The organism is Hymenobacter sp. BT559 (assembly GCF_017571525.1).
GTDB lineage: Bacteria > Bacteroidota > Bacteroidia > Cytophagales > Hymenobacteraceae > Hymenobacter > Hymenobacter ginsengisoli.
Genome location: NZ_JAGETY010000004.1, coordinates 1 through 17,368 on the forward strand (window position 1 = coordinate 1; position 17,368 = coordinate 17,368).

At 65.1% G+C, this 17,368-nt stretch carries 11 protein-coding genes; 5 read left to right on the forward strand and 6 right to left on the reverse strand.

The window, feature by feature from the left end:
* Positions 1 to 128 precede the first annotated feature (128 nt).
* The gene (locus J4D99_RS06415) at positions 129 to 1,517 is read left to right on the forward strand and encodes a sensor histidine kinase (RefSeq protein ID WP_208130895.1); all 1,389 of its coding nucleotides are present in this window, start codon (positions 129 to 131) and stop codon (positions 1,515 to 1,517) included.
* Between the two features lie 227 nt (positions 1,518 to 1,744).
* Here J4D99_RS06415 and J4D99_RS06420 read toward each other — a convergent pair whose 3' ends face one another.
* On the reverse strand, positions 1,745 to 2,803 hold the full coding sequence (locus J4D99_RS06420; protein ID WP_208130896.1) for an AAA family ATPase: 1,059 nt from the start codon (positions 2,801 to 2,803) through the stop codon (positions 1,745 to 1,747).
* A gap of 94 nt (positions 2,804 to 2,897) precedes the next feature.
* On the opposite strand from J4D99_RS06420, the gene J4D99_RS06425 reads away from it, so the two are divergent.
* Positions 2,898 to 4,418 (forward strand): ATP-binding cassette domain-containing protein, encoded by a 1,521-nt coding sequence (locus J4D99_RS06425; protein WP_208130897.1) that lies wholly within the window; start codon positions 2,898 to 2,900, stop codon positions 4,416 to 4,418.
* A 58-nt stretch (positions 4,419 to 4,476) separates the two neighbouring features.
* On the opposite strand, the gene J4D99_RS06430 is transcribed toward J4D99_RS06425, so the two are convergent.
* Positions 4,477 to 7,263 carry a hypothetical protein gene (locus tag J4D99_RS06430; RefSeq protein WP_208130898.1) on the reverse strand — a complete coding sequence of 929 codons (2,787 nt, stop codon included), beginning with the start codon at positions 7,261 to 7,263 and terminating at the stop codon, positions 4,477 to 4,479.
* Between the two features lie 81 nt (positions 7,264 to 7,344).
* Between J4D99_RS06430 and J4D99_RS06435 the strand changes: the two genes are divergently transcribed.
* Positions 7,345 to 8,844, forward strand: coding sequence for an APC family permease (locus J4D99_RS06435; RefSeq protein WP_208130899.1), 1,500 nt, complete (start codon positions 7,345 to 7,347; stop codon positions 8,842 to 8,844).
* A gap of 105 nt (positions 8,845 to 8,949) precedes the next feature.
* Here J4D99_RS06435 and J4D99_RS06440 read toward each other — a convergent pair whose 3' ends face one another.
* The 4 genes from J4D99_RS06440 to J4D99_RS06455 all read right to left on the reverse strand — a co-directional run bounded on the left by J4D99_RS06440 (position 8,950) and on the right by J4D99_RS06455 (position 15,514).
* Positions 8,950 to 11,292 carry a S9 family peptidase gene (locus tag J4D99_RS06440; protein WP_208130900.1) on the reverse strand — a complete coding sequence of 781 codons (2,343 nt, stop codon included), beginning with the start codon at positions 11,290 to 11,292 and terminating at the stop codon, positions 8,950 to 8,952.
* Between the two features lie 225 nt (positions 11,293 to 11,517).
* Positions 11,518 to 14,061, reverse strand: a complete 2,544-nt coding sequence (locus tag J4D99_RS06445) for a zinc-dependent metalloprotease (RefSeq protein ID WP_208130901.1) — start codon at positions 14,059 to 14,061, stop codon at positions 11,518 to 11,520.
* A gap of 254 nt (positions 14,062 to 14,315) precedes the next feature.
* On the reverse strand, positions 14,316 to 14,909 hold the full coding sequence (locus tag J4D99_RS06450; protein WP_208130902.1) for a carboxypeptidase-like regulatory domain-containing protein: 594 nt from the start codon (positions 14,907 to 14,909) through the stop codon (positions 14,316 to 14,318).
* A 146-nt stretch (positions 14,910 to 15,055) separates the two neighbouring features.
* On the reverse strand, positions 15,056 to 15,514 hold the full coding sequence (locus J4D99_RS06455; protein WP_208130903.1) for a hypothetical protein: 459 nt from the start codon (positions 15,512 to 15,514) through the stop codon (positions 15,056 to 15,058).
* A 165-nt stretch (positions 15,515 to 15,679) separates the two neighbouring features.
* On the opposite strand from J4D99_RS06455, the gene J4D99_RS06460 reads away from it, so the two are divergent.
* Both J4D99_RS06460 and J4D99_RS06465 read left to right on the forward strand, forming a co-directional pair.
* Complete coding sequence (locus tag J4D99_RS06460; protein ID WP_208130904.1) at positions 15,680 to 15,913, forward strand: hypothetical protein; 234 nt, start codon at positions 15,680 to 15,682, stop codon at positions 15,911 to 15,913.
* 203 nt (positions 15,914 to 16,116) lie between these two features.
* Positions 16,117 to 17,304, forward strand: coding sequence for an efflux RND transporter periplasmic adaptor subunit (locus tag J4D99_RS06465; RefSeq protein WP_208130905.1), 1,188 nt, complete (start codon positions 16,117 to 16,119; stop codon positions 17,302 to 17,304).
* Positions 17,305 to 17,368: the final 64 nt, after the last annotated feature.

Sequence of the window (17,368 nt, forward strand, 5' to 3'; positions counted from 1 at the left end):
GAAGTGGAGCGCGGCAATCTTTCCTTTGACGTTGGATTAGCAACCCAAGCGTAAAGGAAAGATTGCCGCGCTCCACTTCGTTGCGCTCGCAATGACAAGCGTTTTTGGTAGGCATTACCAACCGATTAATGAGACTCGAAACCAAGCTCGGCCTCTTCAATGGCCTCTCCAAGCTGCTGCTGGTGCTGCTGGGGGCGCTGCTGATTCCGCCCATTGTGCAGCGCGTGGCGGTGGGCCATACCGACCAGCGCCTGCTCGAAAAAAAGAAGGAGCTGCTGCACCTCATCGAGCGCGATGGGCTAGCCACCTTTTTGCGGGCCGAGCACGACGAGAGCTACGCCGACTATAATATTCTTAAGCAGGAATACATTACCATTACCCCCCTGCCGGCCTACCCCAGCGGGCCGACCGGCCCACCCACCGAGCGCATTTTTGAGGAGCCCCGGCAGGTAGATAAGGAGATTGAGGATTTTCGCATCCTGAGCTACGTGGCGCCGCTGGGCGCCCTGCGCGGGGCCAGCCCCCTCGATGGCCCCGGGCCCCGCCGCTACCGCCTCGAAATCGGCTCGTCGCTGGCCACCGTGGAGCTGCTCACCGACACGCTGCGGCGGCTGGCGCTGTGGGTGCTGGTGGCGGGCGCGGGCATCACGGTGTTTACCGATGCGGCCTTCGCGCATTATCTGCTAGGCCCGCTGCGCGAGCTGATTTCGCGCAAGCTGCGCAGCATTCGGCAGCCGGGCGAGTTCTCGTTTCAGCGCCTCGATACGGATACCACCGATTTCCGGCGGCTCGACGACTCGCTCTCGGCCCTCATGCGCCAGCTGCAAGCCTCGTTCGAGAAGGAGCGCGAGTTTATGAGCAACGTGAGCCACGAGTTGCTCACGCCCACCAGCATCTTGCAGTCGCGCTTCGAAAACATGCTGCAAGACCCCACCCTCCCCGAAGCCCACGCTCGCCAGATAGTAGAAAGCCAACGCACGCTCTACCGCCTGCGCAACACCGTGCGCACGCTGCTGCTCATCGCCAACATCGAAAACGAGCAGTACCTGCGCGACGCCAACGTGCCCCTCACCCAAACCGTGCAAGACGTGGCCGAGGAGCTCGACGACCGCCGCCAGCAGCGCGAAATTGCCTTACACATCGACCTGCAGCCCGACTACGTGGTGCCCCGCGCCAATGCCACGCTGCTGCACACGCTGCTGCGCAACCTGCTCTCCAACGCCATCAAGTACAACCACGAGGGCGGGCAAATCAGGGTAGTGGGCCGCCCCACCCCTAGCGGCGGCTACGAGCTGCGTGTGGAAGACCAGGGCCCCGGCATCGCGGCCGAAAACCTGCCGCTGCTCTTCGACCGCTTCCGGCGCTTCCATGCCACCGGCCCCAGCGCGCCCGAGGGCTACGGGCTGGGCCTGCCCATCGCCCAAACCATCGCCGCTTTTCACAAGGCTACGCTCAAGGCCGAGTCGGAAGTGGGCAAAGGCACGGCGTTCGTACTGGATTTTGCGGCGGCGCAGTAGCTGCGCTGGCTCGTCGCGCTGGCGCAGGTTTAGGCGCAGCCGTAACTCGTGCCGACTATAGCGGGGAGGTTGTACCTCCCCTGCCGCGCCTGCGGCAAGGCGTGCGTGCGCCGCTAGGGTCGTTCGGCTAGCTCATTTTATGGGAGGCACGGCCTCCCCGAAAAACTGGCACGAGTTACGGCTGCGCCTAAACTCGCGCCAGGGAGGGGCACAAACACCTTGTGTTCTTACCCTAGTGCTGCCTGCACCTGCGCCACCCTTTCTGCCACGCTGCCATTGAGCAAGGTGTAAGGGATGCCCAGCATTTCCAGCTGCATCAAAATAGCGCCGTGCTGAAACTGCCGCAGCGCCTCGGGGCCACGCCAGCCATCCTGCTCGAAGGGCACGGTGGGCAGGCACACGAAGGTGCGGGCATAGCGGATGGTGCACACCCTGGCCAGCGCCTGCAAGGCGGGGTCGCAGCGGTGAAAATAGTAGTAGGAATACAGCGCCGTGGTAGCCGCATTGGTGTCGCACACGAGCCAGCCGCTAGCCCGGGGGGCGGCCTCATCCTCCAGCTCCAGCTGGCGGCGGCCGATGTAAAGCAAGTCCTCGTAGTCGAGCGCGCCGTTTTTTTGCTCGTGCAGGGTGCGGCCGTACTCGGGCACCCAGGCGGTGCCCAGTGCCTCGGCCAGGGCGGTGGCCAGGGTGGTTTTGCCGCTGCTTTCGGCCCCTAGCAGCACCAGGCGGGGCACGGCAGTAGGCGGCACTACGCCGTATTGGGCGGCAATGAAGGGGTGCAGGTAGCGCGTATCGAGCAGGTGGTAATACGAGGCATCGGCGGCCAGCGCGGCGCGCAGGCCGGTGCCGCTCACCGGCACTTGCTGGCGGGGCTCATCTACGAGCACGTGGGCGGCACCGAGGTGCGTGGCAAAGCCGGGGCCGTAGGCTTCGCTGCTGAACACCACATCGGGATGGTAACCGTGGCTGGCCAGCCACTGGCACACAAACTCGCGGTGGGTGTGGTCATCGGCAGTATCGGGGGGCAGGCCGTCGGCCTCGGCGGTGAGGGCGATGATGCGCAGCGGCGTGGTGCCCACGTGCGGGCCACGCGCAAAGTTGTCGCCGCGGTAGAGCTCGCGCAGCCAGGCGGCGCGCGTGGGCGCGGGGTGCGTGGCATCGTCGGGGTGGGCATACACGAGCACGAGCAGCTCGGCCACTTGGGCGGCGGCCGTTTCGAGCAGCAGCTGGTGGCCCCGGTGCGGCGGCCAAAACTTGCCTACCACGAGGCCAAGGGAGAAGGGCATAAGGCAACAGACGGGCAGCGTAATAGTGCATCTTTACCCGGCCGCTCGCGCAAAGATGCGCCCGAAGCTTACGCACTCAGCACTGACAAAAACCGTGAAATCCGAAAAATCCGGTGGCATCCGTCGTTCCGACACCATGCCTGCTCCCCTGCTAGCCCTGGCGCACGTGACGGTGCGCCACCTCGACCGCATCTTATTTGCCGACCTCAGCCTGCGTATTGAGCCGAGCCAGCACCTGGCGCTGGTGGGGCCTAGCGGCGCCGGCAAAAGCGCCCTGCTGGCGGCCCTGGCTGGGCAGCTGCTGCTCACGGGTGGCCAGGCAACCTATGCCGGCCTGGAAGCCGCCGCCCGCCAGCGCTACCCCACCGACCCGCTGGCCGCGTGGCGGCAGGTGGTGAGCCTGGTGGGGGCCCGGGCGCCGTTTCGGGCGCGGCCGGGCGGCAGCGAGCTCTACTACCAGCAGCGCTACGAGGCCACGGCTGCCGAAGAGGTGCCCACCGTGCGCGAGTACCTGCTGGCTAGCCCCTCCCAGGCGCCCGCTGCGCCCTGGACGTACGACCGGGTGGTGGAGCGCCTGCGCCTCACGCACCTACAAGACCAGCCGCTCATTCAGCTTTCCAATGGCGAAACCAAGCGCCTGCGCCTGGCTAAAGCCTTGCTGCGCAACCCCGTGATGCTATTGCTGGACAACCCCCTAGCCGGGCTCGACGTGGCCAGCCGGGCCGATTTTGATGCGCTGCTGGCCGAGGTGGCCGCGGCGGGTGCTACCGTCGTGCTCGCCACTACGCTGGGCGAGCTGCCAGCAATCGTGACGCACGTGGCGGAGCTAGCTGAGGGCCACATTGCCCAGGTGCTGCCGGTGGCCGAGTACCGGCCCATCGTCGCGCCCATCCCGCTTCTGCCCGATGCGGCAGCCCTAGCGGCGCTCTGGCCCGCTGCGCCGCCCGCATTTCACACCCTAGCCCGACTCGAAGACGTGACTATCCGCTATGGCGAGCGACTGATTCTAGACCACCTGAACTGGGAAATAAAGCCCGGCGAGCGCTGGGCCCTGCTCGGCCCGAATGGGGCCGGCAAATCAACAATACTCAGCTTATTGACGGGCGATAACCCGCAGGCCTACAGCCAGCGCATCACGCTTTTTGACCGGCGCCGGGGCACCGGCGAGAGCATCTGGGACATCAAGCGGCGCATCGGCTACGTGTCGCCCGAGCTGCTGCAGTATTTTCCGGGCCAGCCCACCTGCCGGCAGGTAGTGGCCTCCGGCTTTGCCGACACGCTGGGGCCGGGCCGCCCCACCCCCGCCCAGCTCGCCACCGCCGATGCCTGGCTGGCCGTGCTGCGCCTGGCCGCATACGCCGCCAAGCCGCTGCGCCAGGCACCGGCCAGCGTGCAGCGCCTGTGCCTGGTGGCGCGGGCGCTGGTCAAGAACCCGCCCCTGCTGCTGCTCGACGAGCCCGGCCAGGGCCTCGACGCTGCGCAGCAGCCCTACTTCCGGGCGGTGCTGGAGGCCCTATGCGCCGCTAGCCCCGTGGCGCTGGTCTACGTGAGCCATTATGCCGATGATATTCCGCGCAGCGTGACGCAAGTGCTGGAGCTACGAGCGCCGGGCTAGGGCGTTTGGATGGCAGTAGTCAACCGCAGACAACGCACTCGCACTCAACTCCTCATCACTACTCCACCCGCACCTCGTCGCGGTGCAGCTCGCGGCGCACGAAGCGCACCAGCTGGTAGCGCTGGCGGGCGGCTTCGTAGCGCAGCGCCACGCCGGTGCCGGTGCTGGGCCAGGCGCCGGCCGGGCTGGGTGCGCCCGCGCCGGCACCTAGCGGGCGGCCCTGCGTAGTAAACAGCGCCACCTGCCCCGGCAGCGGCTCGGTGAGGGCCAGCACCTGGTGCGTGGGGTCGAAGTCGAACCACTGCACCGGCTTATCGCCCGAGGTGAGCAGCTGCCGGCTGAGCAGCGGCGCGGCACTGCTGGGGTTGAACACGTCGAGCTGGCCGCCATCCTGGCGCACCACCACAAACGAGCTCACCCGCCCACTAGCCTCCGGCACCAGCCGGAAGCTGGCCGTACGGCTCCAGGTGGCTACCCGGCGCCGGGCGCTGATGTCGCCGCTGAGCGTGATGGTCAGCAGCTCGCCGTGCTGGTTCACCACGCGCAGCTGGCTACGGGCCAGTGTGGGGCCGGCCGAGGTGAGCAGCGGCCCTTCGAGCCGCGCCCCGGCACTCACGGGGAAGCCCGGGTAGCGGCTGCCCGCCTGGTCGAGGGCATACACGTAGCCATTGCGCAGGGCAACTACCACCACATCGCGCCCGCCCACGGTGAGCAAGGCCGGCGGGCCCGCCAGTGGGGCCTCCAGGCGATGGGGCCAGCCGGGGTAGCGGCGGCCATTGGTGTCGAAAAGCAGCAGGTCGTTGCTGGCCGTGGCTACCAGGATGCGCGTCGAAGTACCCGCCACTACACTCGCCACCGTCACCGAGTCGGGCAGGTTGAGCGGAAAGCCGGGCGCCTCGCGGCCATCGACGGGGCTCAGCCAATGCACGCGGTGCGCGGTGGCCAGCAGCAGCCGGCCGCGCAGCAGGTGCAGCGGCCCTGCCAGCGGGCCGGGCAGACTATCGGCCCAGGCCTGGGCGGCCGTGCCGGCGGGCAGCAGCGACAGCACCCCTAGCGAGTCGGCCACCAGCACGGGGGCCGCCAGGGTGCCGTCGGTAGCCGGAGCGGCAGGCAGCAAAAAGGGCTGCCCGGCCAGCGGCGTGCGGAAGCGCAGCCCCACCCCAGTAGCCGAAGCCGCCGAGTCGGGGGCCAGCGCCTGACCGGGGCGACGCAGCAGCAGCTGCGCAAAATACTGGCTGCCCGGCCGGGCTTCGTCGGTGGGCTGGTCGGGGGGCACGAGCTGCCAGGCCACCTGCGAGAAGTGCCGCAGCAGGCTTTCATTGCGCAGCAGGCCGGCGCGACGCTCTTCGGCCAGGGTGCCGAGCAAGGCATTCCAGCCCTGGCGCACATCGGCCAGCACCGTGAGGCGGGCCAGCGGCTGGGCCTGCTGCAACAGCGCCACCTGGCTCGCCGAGCGGCTCCATACCTGCCCGGCGGCCACATCGGCCAGGTAAGCGCGCAGCGTGGCGCTCGCACCCAGCACTAAGTAGTTATTAACCAGCGCCGTGCTTAGCGGCCCGCTGGCAGCGGCCTCGTCTGGCGTTGTATCGGCCAGCGGCCCCAGCAGGGCGGCGCTCCCAAAACCAGCCTCATACATTTCGTAGTTACCGACCCGCCCGAAAGCCGGCGAAGCCCCGCCCAGCCGCCGCAACCGGGCCAGCCACTGCGCTGTGCGGGCCGGCGCGCTGCTGCGCAGCAGCGTGAGGCGGGATGGCACCACGCCCGGCGCGGGGGCCGCCAGGTAAGCCAGCGTAGTGCCGGGCACCAGGCTGGCGCGCAGGCTGTCGAGCGCGGCGCGACTGGCGCGGGCCGTGTCGGCGGCGGGCGCGGGGGCTAGCTGGCCAGCCACGGCCAGCACCAGGGCCGAGCGCAGGGGCAGCACGTCGGCCAGGGGGCGCAGCGCCTGCGCGGGCTGGCCACGCAGGCGCTGTTGCCACGAGTTGGCAGCGGTTTCGGGGTTGGCAAAGCCGGTGAGCACCAGCTGGCCGGGGCCAAAGCGGATGCCAAGCAAGCTCTCGTGCCCGAGAGCCAGCGCCTGGTCGAGCAAGGCGTGGCTGCCGGGCTGAAAGAGTACGTCGAGCAACGCCGGCACTCGCCGAAAGTTGACGAGCAGCGTGGCGTCTACATCGCGCAGGCGCAGCAAATCGGTAGCCCCGAAGCCCGCGCGCACGGTGGGCGCATCGAGGTGGCCTAGCCGGTGCACCACCGCCTCGACCAGTGCCGCGTGGGTACTCAGCAGCAAGTGGTTGCGGTAGTTGAGCACCGTGAGCGTGCCGCCCGCCACGGCCGTCAGCTCCTGCAATTCGTAGCCTTCGTAGTCGCGGGTGCCCAGCCGGTAGCGCGGGTCGCGGCCCAGGGTTTCGAGCAGGCCCCGCGCCTGCCGGTACTCGCGCACGCTGGCCAGGGGTATCTGGTAGAGCACATCGACCTGCCCCGGCCCGGTAATATGCAGCGAGCTGAGCACCAGCTTTTTGCCCAGCAGCGCCAGCAGGCCGCGCGGACGGCCCGCCACAGCGCCGGCCACGGCAGGGCGCCCACCGGTGTCGAGGCTGTCGGCGAGGGCTAGCGGGCCGGCCACCTGCTGGAAGTAGCGCACGCCCGTGATGTTGTCCCACACGCCGGCTTCCTGCAAATGCTGCACCAGGGCGGCGTGGTCGCGCGTGGCCAGCACCAGCACCGCATCGTCGGGCACCAGGGCGTAGGGGTCTACGGGGCGGGCGGCCAGCGTGCGGCGGTAGTAGACGTAGGTGGCCAGCGAAAGCAGCGCTACCAGCGCCACCAACAGGGCCAGAAGCTTGCGGGACATGCGGCAAAAGTAGGCCGCTCCGCTTGAGCTTGCCGCCCCAGTCGTTTCTTTGGCAAAAAACTGCCCTAGCCTTTCGCTTTTATGGCCGACGTCCTACCCTCTTCCTCCCCTCCCACCACCCCCGCCGACGCGCCCGGCCACTTCAAGCGCGCGCTCACACTCTTCGACTCCGTGATGCTCGTCACGGGCTCCATGATAGGCTCGGGCATCTTCCTCGTGTCGGCCGATATTGCCCGGCAGGTGGGCTCGGCGGGCTGGCTGCTGGTGGTGTGGCTGCTCACGGGCCTCATCACCATGGCCGGCGCCATCAGCTACGGCGAGCTGGCGGCCATGTTCCCGAAGGTGGGCGGCCAGTACGTGTACCTGCGCGAAGCCTTCGGCAAGCTGGTGGCGTTTCTGTATGGCTGGACGCTGTTTCTGGTGATTCAAACCGGCGTTATCGCGGCCGTGGCCGTGGCGTTTGCCAAGTTCACGGGCGTCATGGTGCCGTGGTTTTCGGTTAAAAACGTACTGTTCAACCTCGGGCCGTTTCCATTCAGTTCGGTGCAGCTGCTGGCCATTATCCTTATCGTGGCCATCACGGCCGTGAACGCTCGCGGCGTGCAGGCCGGCAAGCTTATCCAGAACGTGCTCAGCTCGACCAAGCTCGTAGCGCTGGCCCTGCTCATCCTGTTTGGGCTGTTTTTGGGGCTGAATGCCGACGCCGTGCAGGCCAACTTCCACGACCTCTGGCACGCCACGCGCTCGCCGGCGCCGGGGGCTAGCGGCAGCATTATTCCGCTGGGCACGGGCAGCCTCATCATCGGTATCGGCATGGCCATGACCGGCTCGCTGTTCTCGTCCGATTCGTGGAACAACATCGGCTTTGCGGGCGAGGAGATTCAGAACCCCGAGCGCACGCTGGTACGCAGCATGGCCATCGGCACGGCCATCGTCACGGCGCTCTACATCCTCATCAACATCGTGTACCTGCTGGTGCTGCCCCTCAAGGGCTCGCCCGAAGCCACGACCCTAGCCGGTCGCGGCATCCAGTACGCCACCGACGACCGCGTGGCCACCGCCGTAGCCGAGTCGGTGATGGGTCAGGCCGGCGCCTATGTGCTAGCCATCCTCATCATGCTCAGCACCTTCGGGGCCAACAACGGCATTATTCTAAGCGGCGCCCGCGCCTATTTCGCGATGGCCAAAGACGGCCTGTTCTTTCCCTCGCTCGCCATCCTCAACCGGGCCGGTGTGCCCGGCCGCGCCCTGTGGGTGCAGTGCCTCTGGGCCAGCCTACTGTGCCTGAGCGGCAGCTACGGGCAGCTGCTCAACTACGTGATGTTCTCGGTTATCTTGTTCTACCTCATCACGATAATCGGCATTTTCGTGCTGCGCCGCACCCGACCCGATGCCCCCCGCCCCTACCGCGCCTGGGGCTACCCGGTGCTGCCGGGCATCTACGTGGCGCTGGCCTCGGCCTTCTGCATCATCCTGCTCATCGCGCCCGACACGGCCGAGTATTCGCGCTACGGCCTGGGCCTGGTGGCACTGGGCCTGCCGGTGTACTTTCTGTTTGGGCGGCGCATGGGCGGGGCCTAGCGGGCTGCTTGCTCTTACTAAAAATGCCCCTGGCTTCTAGTTGAAACCAGGGGCATTGTCGTTTTAAGGCATATTCTACTCCCGCCCTTCGCGGGGCGCCTACCCCTACTGCACCTCCAGGCGCGGGTCGGGGCGGGGCGTCATCTGGTAGTCATGGGGCGGGGTGGCGCCGGCCAGGTTCTGGACGAAGTAGTCCCAGCGGCGGCGGGTCATGTAAGGCGAAGCTTGGCCGTAGCCGTGCAGGGCCTGCGGAAACACCACCAGATCGTAGCTCTTATTAGCCTTGGTGAGGGCGTCCACTACCAGCCAGGTATTGTAGGGTGGCACGTTGTTGTCCATCAAGCCGTGGGCTAGCATCAGCTTGCCTTTCAGGTTTTTAGCAAATGACGCATTATCCTGGTTATCGTAGCTGGTGGTGCCGTCGAGGTTAGTTTTTAACAAGCCGATGTAGCGCTCGGCCCAGTCGTCCTCATAGTTACGGTTTTCGTGGTTGCCCGACTCCGAAATGCCCACTTTAAAGAAATCGGGGTAGCGAAACATGGCCGCCGCCGTGGCGTAGCCCCCGCCCGAGTGCCCCCAGATGCCGGCCCGCTCCAGGTCGATGTAGGGGTAGCGCTGGGCTAGCTGGCGCATGCCGGCCACCTGGTCGCCGAGAGTATTTTCGGCCATGTTGCCGTAGCAGGCATCGTGGTAGCTCTTGGAGCGCAGCGGGTTGCAGCTGCCCTCAATCACCACCACCACAAACCCCAGCTCGGCTAGGGCCTGGTTGTCGTTGCGGGCCGAGGAAAACGCCCAGCTACCCACGCCGCCGCCCTGCGGGCCGGGGTATATGTAGTTGATAATCGGGTATTTCCGGGCTGGGTCCAGCTTGGTAGGCGTGAATAGCAGGCCGTACAGGTCCGTCTGTCCATCATGCCCTTTCACGGTGATGGGCGTGGGCGCCTTCCAGCCGGTAGCAGTGAGGCGCGAGATGTCAGTTTTCTCCAGCGTCGTAATCAGCTTGCCATCAAGGCCGCGCAACACGCTTACGGGCGGCACATTGGGCTGCGAGTAGCTGTCTACGAAGTAGCGGCCCGAGGGCGCAAACGCCACCTGGTGGTTGCCGGCCTCGGGTGTGAGCAGCGTTAGGTGCTTGCCATCGAGGCCAATGCGGTAGAGCTGGGTGAAATACGGGTTGGCGGCCTCGCGGCCATCGGCCAGGAAATAGAGCTGGCGGGCCTGCTCGTCTACTTTCAGCAGCTGCGTCACGAGCCAGTTACCCTTGGTAATCTGATGCTTGACCTTACCCGTGGTGGCATCGTAGAGGTACAGGTGGCCCCAGTTATCGCGCTCCGAATACCAGATAATTTCCTTGGTTTTGGGCAGGTAGCGCCAGTTGATGGCGTGCTGGCCCGACTCGTACTGCGTGGGCACGGTTTCGGTAAACACCTCGCGCACGGCGCCGGTAGCGCCATCGGCCACGCGCATTTTCTCCACCTTGTGGTCGCGCGAGGTCGACACGAAGGCTAGCTGCGTGCCATCGGCGCTCCAATCCACATCATCGAAGGTGCCGCTGCTCGAAATATCGTCCGAGAGCGAGGCCCGGTGCGGGTCGGCGGGCACTTGCAGGCGCACCACTTTGGCTGGACTCACTTCGATAATTACCCGCTCAATCATCGCAATGTCCTTATCGCCGGCCAGCGGGTACTTCCAGCTTTGCAGCGTGGGGTGGCCCACGTTGGTGGTCACCAAGTACATATCGCCCACCTTGCGCTGGTCTTGCTGGAAGGTGGCGATTTTGCGCGAGTCGGGCGACCAGCGCAGCACGGGTGCGTCGCTCATCGTCCAGCCGGCGTTGTCGGTGGCGTAGCCGTAGTCCTTCACGCCATCGGTAGTGAGTTGGGTCGACTGGTTGGTTTTGGTATCGCGCACCCACAGGTTGTAGTCGCGGATGTAGGCGGCCAGGCGGCCATCGGGCGATACTACTTCATTGGCCGCGTTGGCGTTAGGGCCGGCGGGGGGGCTAGCCGCGGGCGGGTCGTCGGGGCTGAGCTGGCCGCTAGCCAGGGCATACCGGTAGCGCTTGCCGCCCGCTCCGAAAGCAATGGCCTGCCCATCGGGCGAATACGTGAAGCTGCGAAACGGCAGCCGGCTAGCCTCTACTGGCCGGCCGCTAGCGGTCGCAAGAGCGGTGGCTAGTTTGCTTTGGTCGAAGGCGGCGGTGCGGGTCTTGCGCGCCGGGTCAACCACGATAAACTCGCTACCCTGCGCCGTGGCGGTGCGGTACCAGAAGCGGCCATCGGGCAGCCAGTTGGGCTGGCCCATGCTATGGTCTATCAGCGGCTGGGTGTTGTAACTCATGAAGCGCTCGGCCCGGGCGTAGTCCTCGGCGGTGAGCGCGGGCTGCTGCGCGAGCGCCGGCCCGGCCAGGGGGCCAGCCAGCACGAGCGCCAGTACGTATTTCTGCATAAGTGGTGGGCTAAAGAAGGTCTTATTGCGGGGCGAAAGGTAATGCTTGCAGGGCGGCCCTAGACTTTCTAAGTAAGCTTAATAAAGCAGAAGAACGTCATGCTGAGTTTGTCGAAGCATCTCTACCACGCCGCATGGATTAGTACCCCACGCGGCGTGGTAGAGATGCTTCGACAAGCTCAGCATGACGTTCCTATTTTCAAATAGTTACTCTGTTATCCTTCTTTAATACGTTACCTCATCGCCCAAAAAGTCCAGCCCCGGCATGCCGATGGGCGCGCCGGGGGGCATATCCAGGGCCGGGGCGGGCGTGAATTTGTTGGGGTCGTCCTCAAACTTGCGAATCTGGGCCAGGCCAAACAGCAGGCTGGCTTTCTGGCGTGGGGTGGCGCTGGGCAGCTGATTGGTCATCCACTGCTTCAGATTATCAACGGCCAGCAGGCCCTGGCCGCGCACCGTTTCCGAGGCGTTGGCATCGGCCGCTAGCTGCAGCAAATACTTCAGCGTCACGTTGTTTACCACTATCTGCACCTCGCCGGGATAGCCCGCAGCTAGGGGGGCTTTCCAGGTCTGAGCCAGCAGCTTATCCACCACCGGCAGGAAGCCGGGCTGCTCGGCATCGCGGGCCTGGTACTCGATGAGGCGGGCCGCCCGCTCGGGGTTGAGCAGCACCGCCAGGGTCGGGGCAGCCGCGGCTTCGGCCACGGCCAGGGGGTCGAAGGCGATGCCGGTGCGGCTGCCGGGGGTTTCGACGGTGGCGGAGTAGCCGGCCGGGCGGGGCGGCAGCTGGGTTAGCAGCTTTTCGGGCAGCACTAGCGCGGCCGGGCTGATAGTAGCTAATAGGGCATTCAGCGCCTTCCACTGCTCGGCGGGGGCTACCAGGCGGGTGGGCACCTGACCGTCGCCCTTCACGGCGGGCGTGAAGTAGAGGCCGCCAAGCGTTTTGGCGGTGGCGGCTACCTGGTAGCGGTGCAGCAAGTACATGGGCACCAGCACGTCTTCGAGGGTGGCTAGCGGGGCGCCGGTCGGCAAGGCATTGGCCGAAAAGGTATCGAGCACGTGCCGCCGCACGGCCATGAGCTGGGTGAGCTGGGCCACGGGGTCGGAGCCGTCGTCCCACTGGCTCGACAGCGGGTGCAGCGAAATGGTGGGGTCGTAGGCGAACAGGTGGCCCTGCGCCAGCGTTTCCTTCATGATGGCCGCTAGCCCGGCGGCCTCGTTGGTGCCCTTTGGGAAGTCCTGGTAGCCCCACAGGATGGCCCGCTTATCCCAGCTACCGATGCCGGTATCGTAGGCCTTCGACACATCGAGGGTACCATCGGCTTTCAGCACGATACGCGGAAATGGGTAGTCCATCACCGAACTGCGGTCGCGCACGCTGGCGGCAAAGTTGTGAAACAGCCCTAGCGTGTGCCCTATTTCGTGGGCCGACAGCTGCCGCACGCGCGCCAGGGCCAGCTCTTGCAGCGGCTTGGTGTCGGGGTGGTCGGTTTTGTAGGGTTGCAACAGGCCTTCGGCCAGCAGATAGTCCTGCCGGTGGCGGTCGGAGCCCAGCGTGACAACGCCCTTGATAATCTCGCCGGTGCGCGGGTCGATATAGGACGAGCCGAACGAAAACGCCCGCGGGTTGCCGGCCCGGTCTACCCAGTTCACCACATTGTAGCGAATGTCCATGGGGTCGGCACCCTCCGGCAATTCCTTTACAATAAAGGCATTGCGGTAGCCGGCGGCCTCAAACGCCTGGTTCCACCACGAGCCGCCCTCGATGAGCGCGCGCTTGATGTCGGGCGGCGCGCCGCGGTCTACATAGTACACGATGGGCGCCACGGGGTCGCTTATTTTGGCGCCCGGGTTTTTCTTTTCGAGCCGGTGGCGCCGAATGGAGCGCTGCTCCAGCGGCTCGGTCATGGGCACCGAAAAATCCTGGTACGTAAACGGGTTGAAGCCCGAGCGCGGGTCAAACGGCCGCATTTCGAAGCCCGGCGGAGGCAGCTCCACAAACGACTGGTGCATGCGCACGGTCACGGCGTTGGGGTCGGGCGCCAGGCCGGCGCTGCCAAAGCCAAAGTCGTTGCCGCCGCTGCTAGGCCCTCCCACAAACGTCACTAGGGCCTCAAACTCGGTGTTCTTCGGAAAATTCTTCGTGTTGTCGGGGTACACTGCCGAGCGCGTTTCGTCGAAGCGGTAGGGCGCTGGGGCCGGCCCGCTAGCCCCACCCCGCAGGCCCGCGAAGTTGCGCCGGCCGAGCTGGTCGGTCAGCTTCTGGCTGTCGCGCACCAGGAAGGGCGTGAGGTCGAGCAGCACCTTGTCGCCCTCCACGGCCACTGGCGCAAAGCCCCAGATGACGGACTTGGCAAAGGCACTTTCTGCGGCGCGCTGCTCATCGGGGTTCTTGCCCGAGGCGCGGTAGGCGTAGTTGGGCTCCAAAAGCATCACCTTAGGCCCTACTTTCACAAACTTGGCGATGGCCGACGAGGCCCCGCCGCGCTCGGGCCCGCCCAGCCCAACGCCATTGGTAAGCGAGCTGAAGTAGAGAAACTCCTGGTCGAAGCGGCTTACTTCAAGGTAGACCTTGCCGGTTTTGTCGTCGTAGTAAAACGGAAAGTAGCCGTCATATTTCTTCAGGCCCTGCGTGATGGTGCCGAGGCTAGCGGCGGGCTTGGCATCGGTGCGGGGGCTAGCGGGCGCGCCGGTGCTGGCGGGTGCCTGCGCGACGGCCAGCTGCGCAGTAGCTAGCAGCGTAGCCGAAAATAGTAAGAAGTGCTTCATGCAGCGAAAGAAAGGATTTGCAGGCCGCAGTATAGCACCAAAACCAGCCTATTATAGCTTATTCATGGAAATTCTACTGCGCGGCGTCGCTCACACTAGGGGGCGGCAAGCGAGCAGTGCAGAAGGGCCGTAATACAACGTGAGCCAACGGACTAAAAAAAGAACGCCATGCTGCGCAAGCGCAGCATGGCGTTCCTTGGTTATATACGCTGTATTAAGGCTACGATGTAGTTGGAATAGTGCTCTTTTTGCGCCTAGCGGCGCTTTTTACTTTTGCTGCCGGGCGAAGGCAGCAGGGTCACGTTGAGCGGCTGGCCGTCGCGGCTGGTGGCGGTTTCGTCCTGGTAGCCGCCGTAGCCTACCGAGAACGTGTTTTCGCCGCTGGGCACTTCCAGGGTGTAGTTGCCATTGGCGTCGGTGCTGGTGCCTTTGGTGCTGCCGCGCAGCAGCACGGTGGCCCCTACCAGCGGGCGGCCGCTTTCGTCGAGCACGCGGCCGGCCTGGGTGTGGGTAGTGGGCGCGGCTGGCGTAGGGGCCGCTACCGGCTCGGGCGCCGGAGCGGCGGGAGCGGCTTCGGCCACGACCGGGGCGGGGGTGGCCGAAGCCGGAGCGGCGGGCGCGGGCTTCAGCAGCTTGGGCTTGGGCAGCACTTTAGCGGGTGCTGCCTTTGGGGCCTCAGCCGCTACCGGGGTTGGGGCTGCTACCGGCACGGCCACCGGAGCCGGCGCAGCAACTGGGGCAGCGGTTTCGGCAGTTGCCTCGGGCGTATGGCTACAGCTGGCTAGCCCTGCGGCGAGCAGCGGTGCGGCAAGCACCAGCCAGCCACGAACAGAAAGAAGGGAATTCATCGTGAAGAATAAAAAAGGTGCGGCAAGATAAGCGGCTTCTTCACTACGGGCAAGGCTCCCAATGACTCCCCCTAAAACAAGTTTCCCAACCGCCGGCTCATGGCCAGTAGTCGGGAAACTTAAGGATATGCTAGTGCGGGCCCTGGCTACAGGCGCTCGTCCTGCGGGCGTTGCACCGAGCCACCAGCCTGCTTGTCGCCCAGCTTTTGCTCGTGCATTCGGATGCCTTCGCCTTGCTCATCAAGCTCATAGCTGCCCTCCTCGGTGAAGCCGGGGCCCTGGGCTTGCTCATTGGCGGTGGTGTGGTTGTTGCCACCCTGGGGCTCGGTTTCGGAGCCGCCGATGTGCAGGTTCTGCAGCTGGTCTTTCTGGTCGCTGCGCTGGGTGTAGGCGTTGGCGCCTACGTTGCGGTGGGCGCTGGCGTCGTCGCTCTGCTTGTTGTTGCTCTGGTCCTCCTGGTAGTCGCGCTGCTTCGCCAGCTCCTCATTGTGGCCCGCCGGAATACTGAGGGTCGGGTTCTGGTTGGGAGCGTCGGTTTGCTGGCCCTGGGTCTTAGCCTTGGGCGTGGTGCCGTCTTCTTCGAATAGCTCGTCGCTGAGTATCATAATCGGGGTGGGTGGTTTTACGTAGTAACTGGTTTGGTAGCTTGCGGGCCAGGCTAGTGCCTGCCGGGGCAAGCGTACGGATTGCCGCCGCCCCAGAGTGTACGCGCGGGCTAGCCCGAAGTTGACCCGGGCATTTTCTTTGCTTTTTTATTGCCTTTCTACCCCATGGATTTTGCCAAGCTTTACCGCCCCACTCACTTCAATTCCTGGCAGTTTATTGCCTTCACCGGGCTGCTGATGAGTGGCGGGGCTGAGCTACTGATGCGCTACCTGGTGCGCCGGCCGCTGCCCGCCGGCTACGGCTGGCTCTACGTGTGCTGGGCGGTGCTGTTTGTAGTGGGCGCGCTGGTAAATCTGTTTGGTAAGCCCGCCGCGCCGGGCCACCACCATCACCACTAGGTAAGCCCGGGCTTATTACGCATATCCGTCTTTTATTCAGCAATTTATTGAATAAAAGCAGCTTGCGCTCAGCTGCTCATGGCCCCCTCACAACTCTGCCCGCCCCATCGGCCGTATAGCGGTGTCTGCCGGGATAGTTGCGGGCTTCGTCTTTTCCTGACGGATTGGCCCAGCCTAGTGGCCTGGCTTTACGTTTTAAGACGATGCGCAACCGACTACCGAGCCTAACGGCTGGGCTGCTAGCCCTGCTGAGCCTAGCTGCCTGCGGCTCTAAAAAAGACGACACCGCCGCCGATGGCAAAGGCGGCAAGGATGGCAAAGATGGGCCCCAGCCCATTAAAGACTACCCCGTGCTCGTGGTAAAGCCCGATACAGTGACGCTTTACCAGGATTATCCGGCCACCATTCAGGGCCAGCAAAACGTCGAGATTCGCCCCAAGGTCGATGGCTTCGTCGAGGCTATTTATGTAGATGAGGGGGCTAGTGTGAAGAAAGGCCAGAAGCTCTTTCATATTTCGGCGCCCCAATACGAGCAGGCCGTGCGCACGGCCCGCGCCGGCATCAAAACCGCCCAGGCCGACGTGGACGCCGCCCGGATGAATGTGCGCAAGGTGCAGCCGCTGGTGGCGCGCGGCATTATCAGCAAGTACGAGTTGGAAAGCGCGGAGTACACCCTCGAAAGCAAGCTGGCCGCGCTGGCCCAGGCCCAGGCTACCCTCTCCAATGCGCTTACCAACCTGGGCTACACCACCATTACGAGTCCGGTAGATGGCGTGATGGGCACCATTCCAAACAAAATAGGCTCGCTGGTGAGCAGCACCTCGGCCGACCCACTCACCACCGTGTCGAGCATTGGCAACGTGTACGCCTACTTCTCGCTCAGCGAAAAGGCGCTGCTCAGCTTCACGCGCCGCCGGCCCGGAGCTACGCTGCAAGACAAGCTGGCCCATGTGCCCGATGTGCGCCTGGTGCTGGCCGATGGCACGGTATACACGTATCCGGGCCGCGTCGAAACCGCTATCGGTCAGATAAATACCGAAACCGGGGCTAGCAGCTTCCGCGCCACGTTTCCTAATCCGCAGGGCATTTTGCGCAGCGGCAGCAGCGGCTCGGTGCGCACTTTTCAGCACATGGACAAGGCGCTCCTCATTCCGCAGAGCGCTACCTATGAGCTTCAGGGCAAGCATTTTGCCTACGTGGTGGGCCGCGATACGGCCGCCCACGCCCTGCCCATCACGGTGGTGCCCACGCCCGATGGCAACTCGTTTGTGGTGCAAAAGGGCCTGAAGGCCGGCCAAGAGGTGGTGCTCGAAGGCATCAGCGCCCTGAAGGAAGGCACCAAAATCAGGCCCAAGGTGACGAAAAGCGCCAGGACCGAGATGTCGGGCTAGCGGAATAGGACTACGGATTTTCCTCGACTGTCAGTGCAAGCCTGCCACGCAATCGCATCAGCAT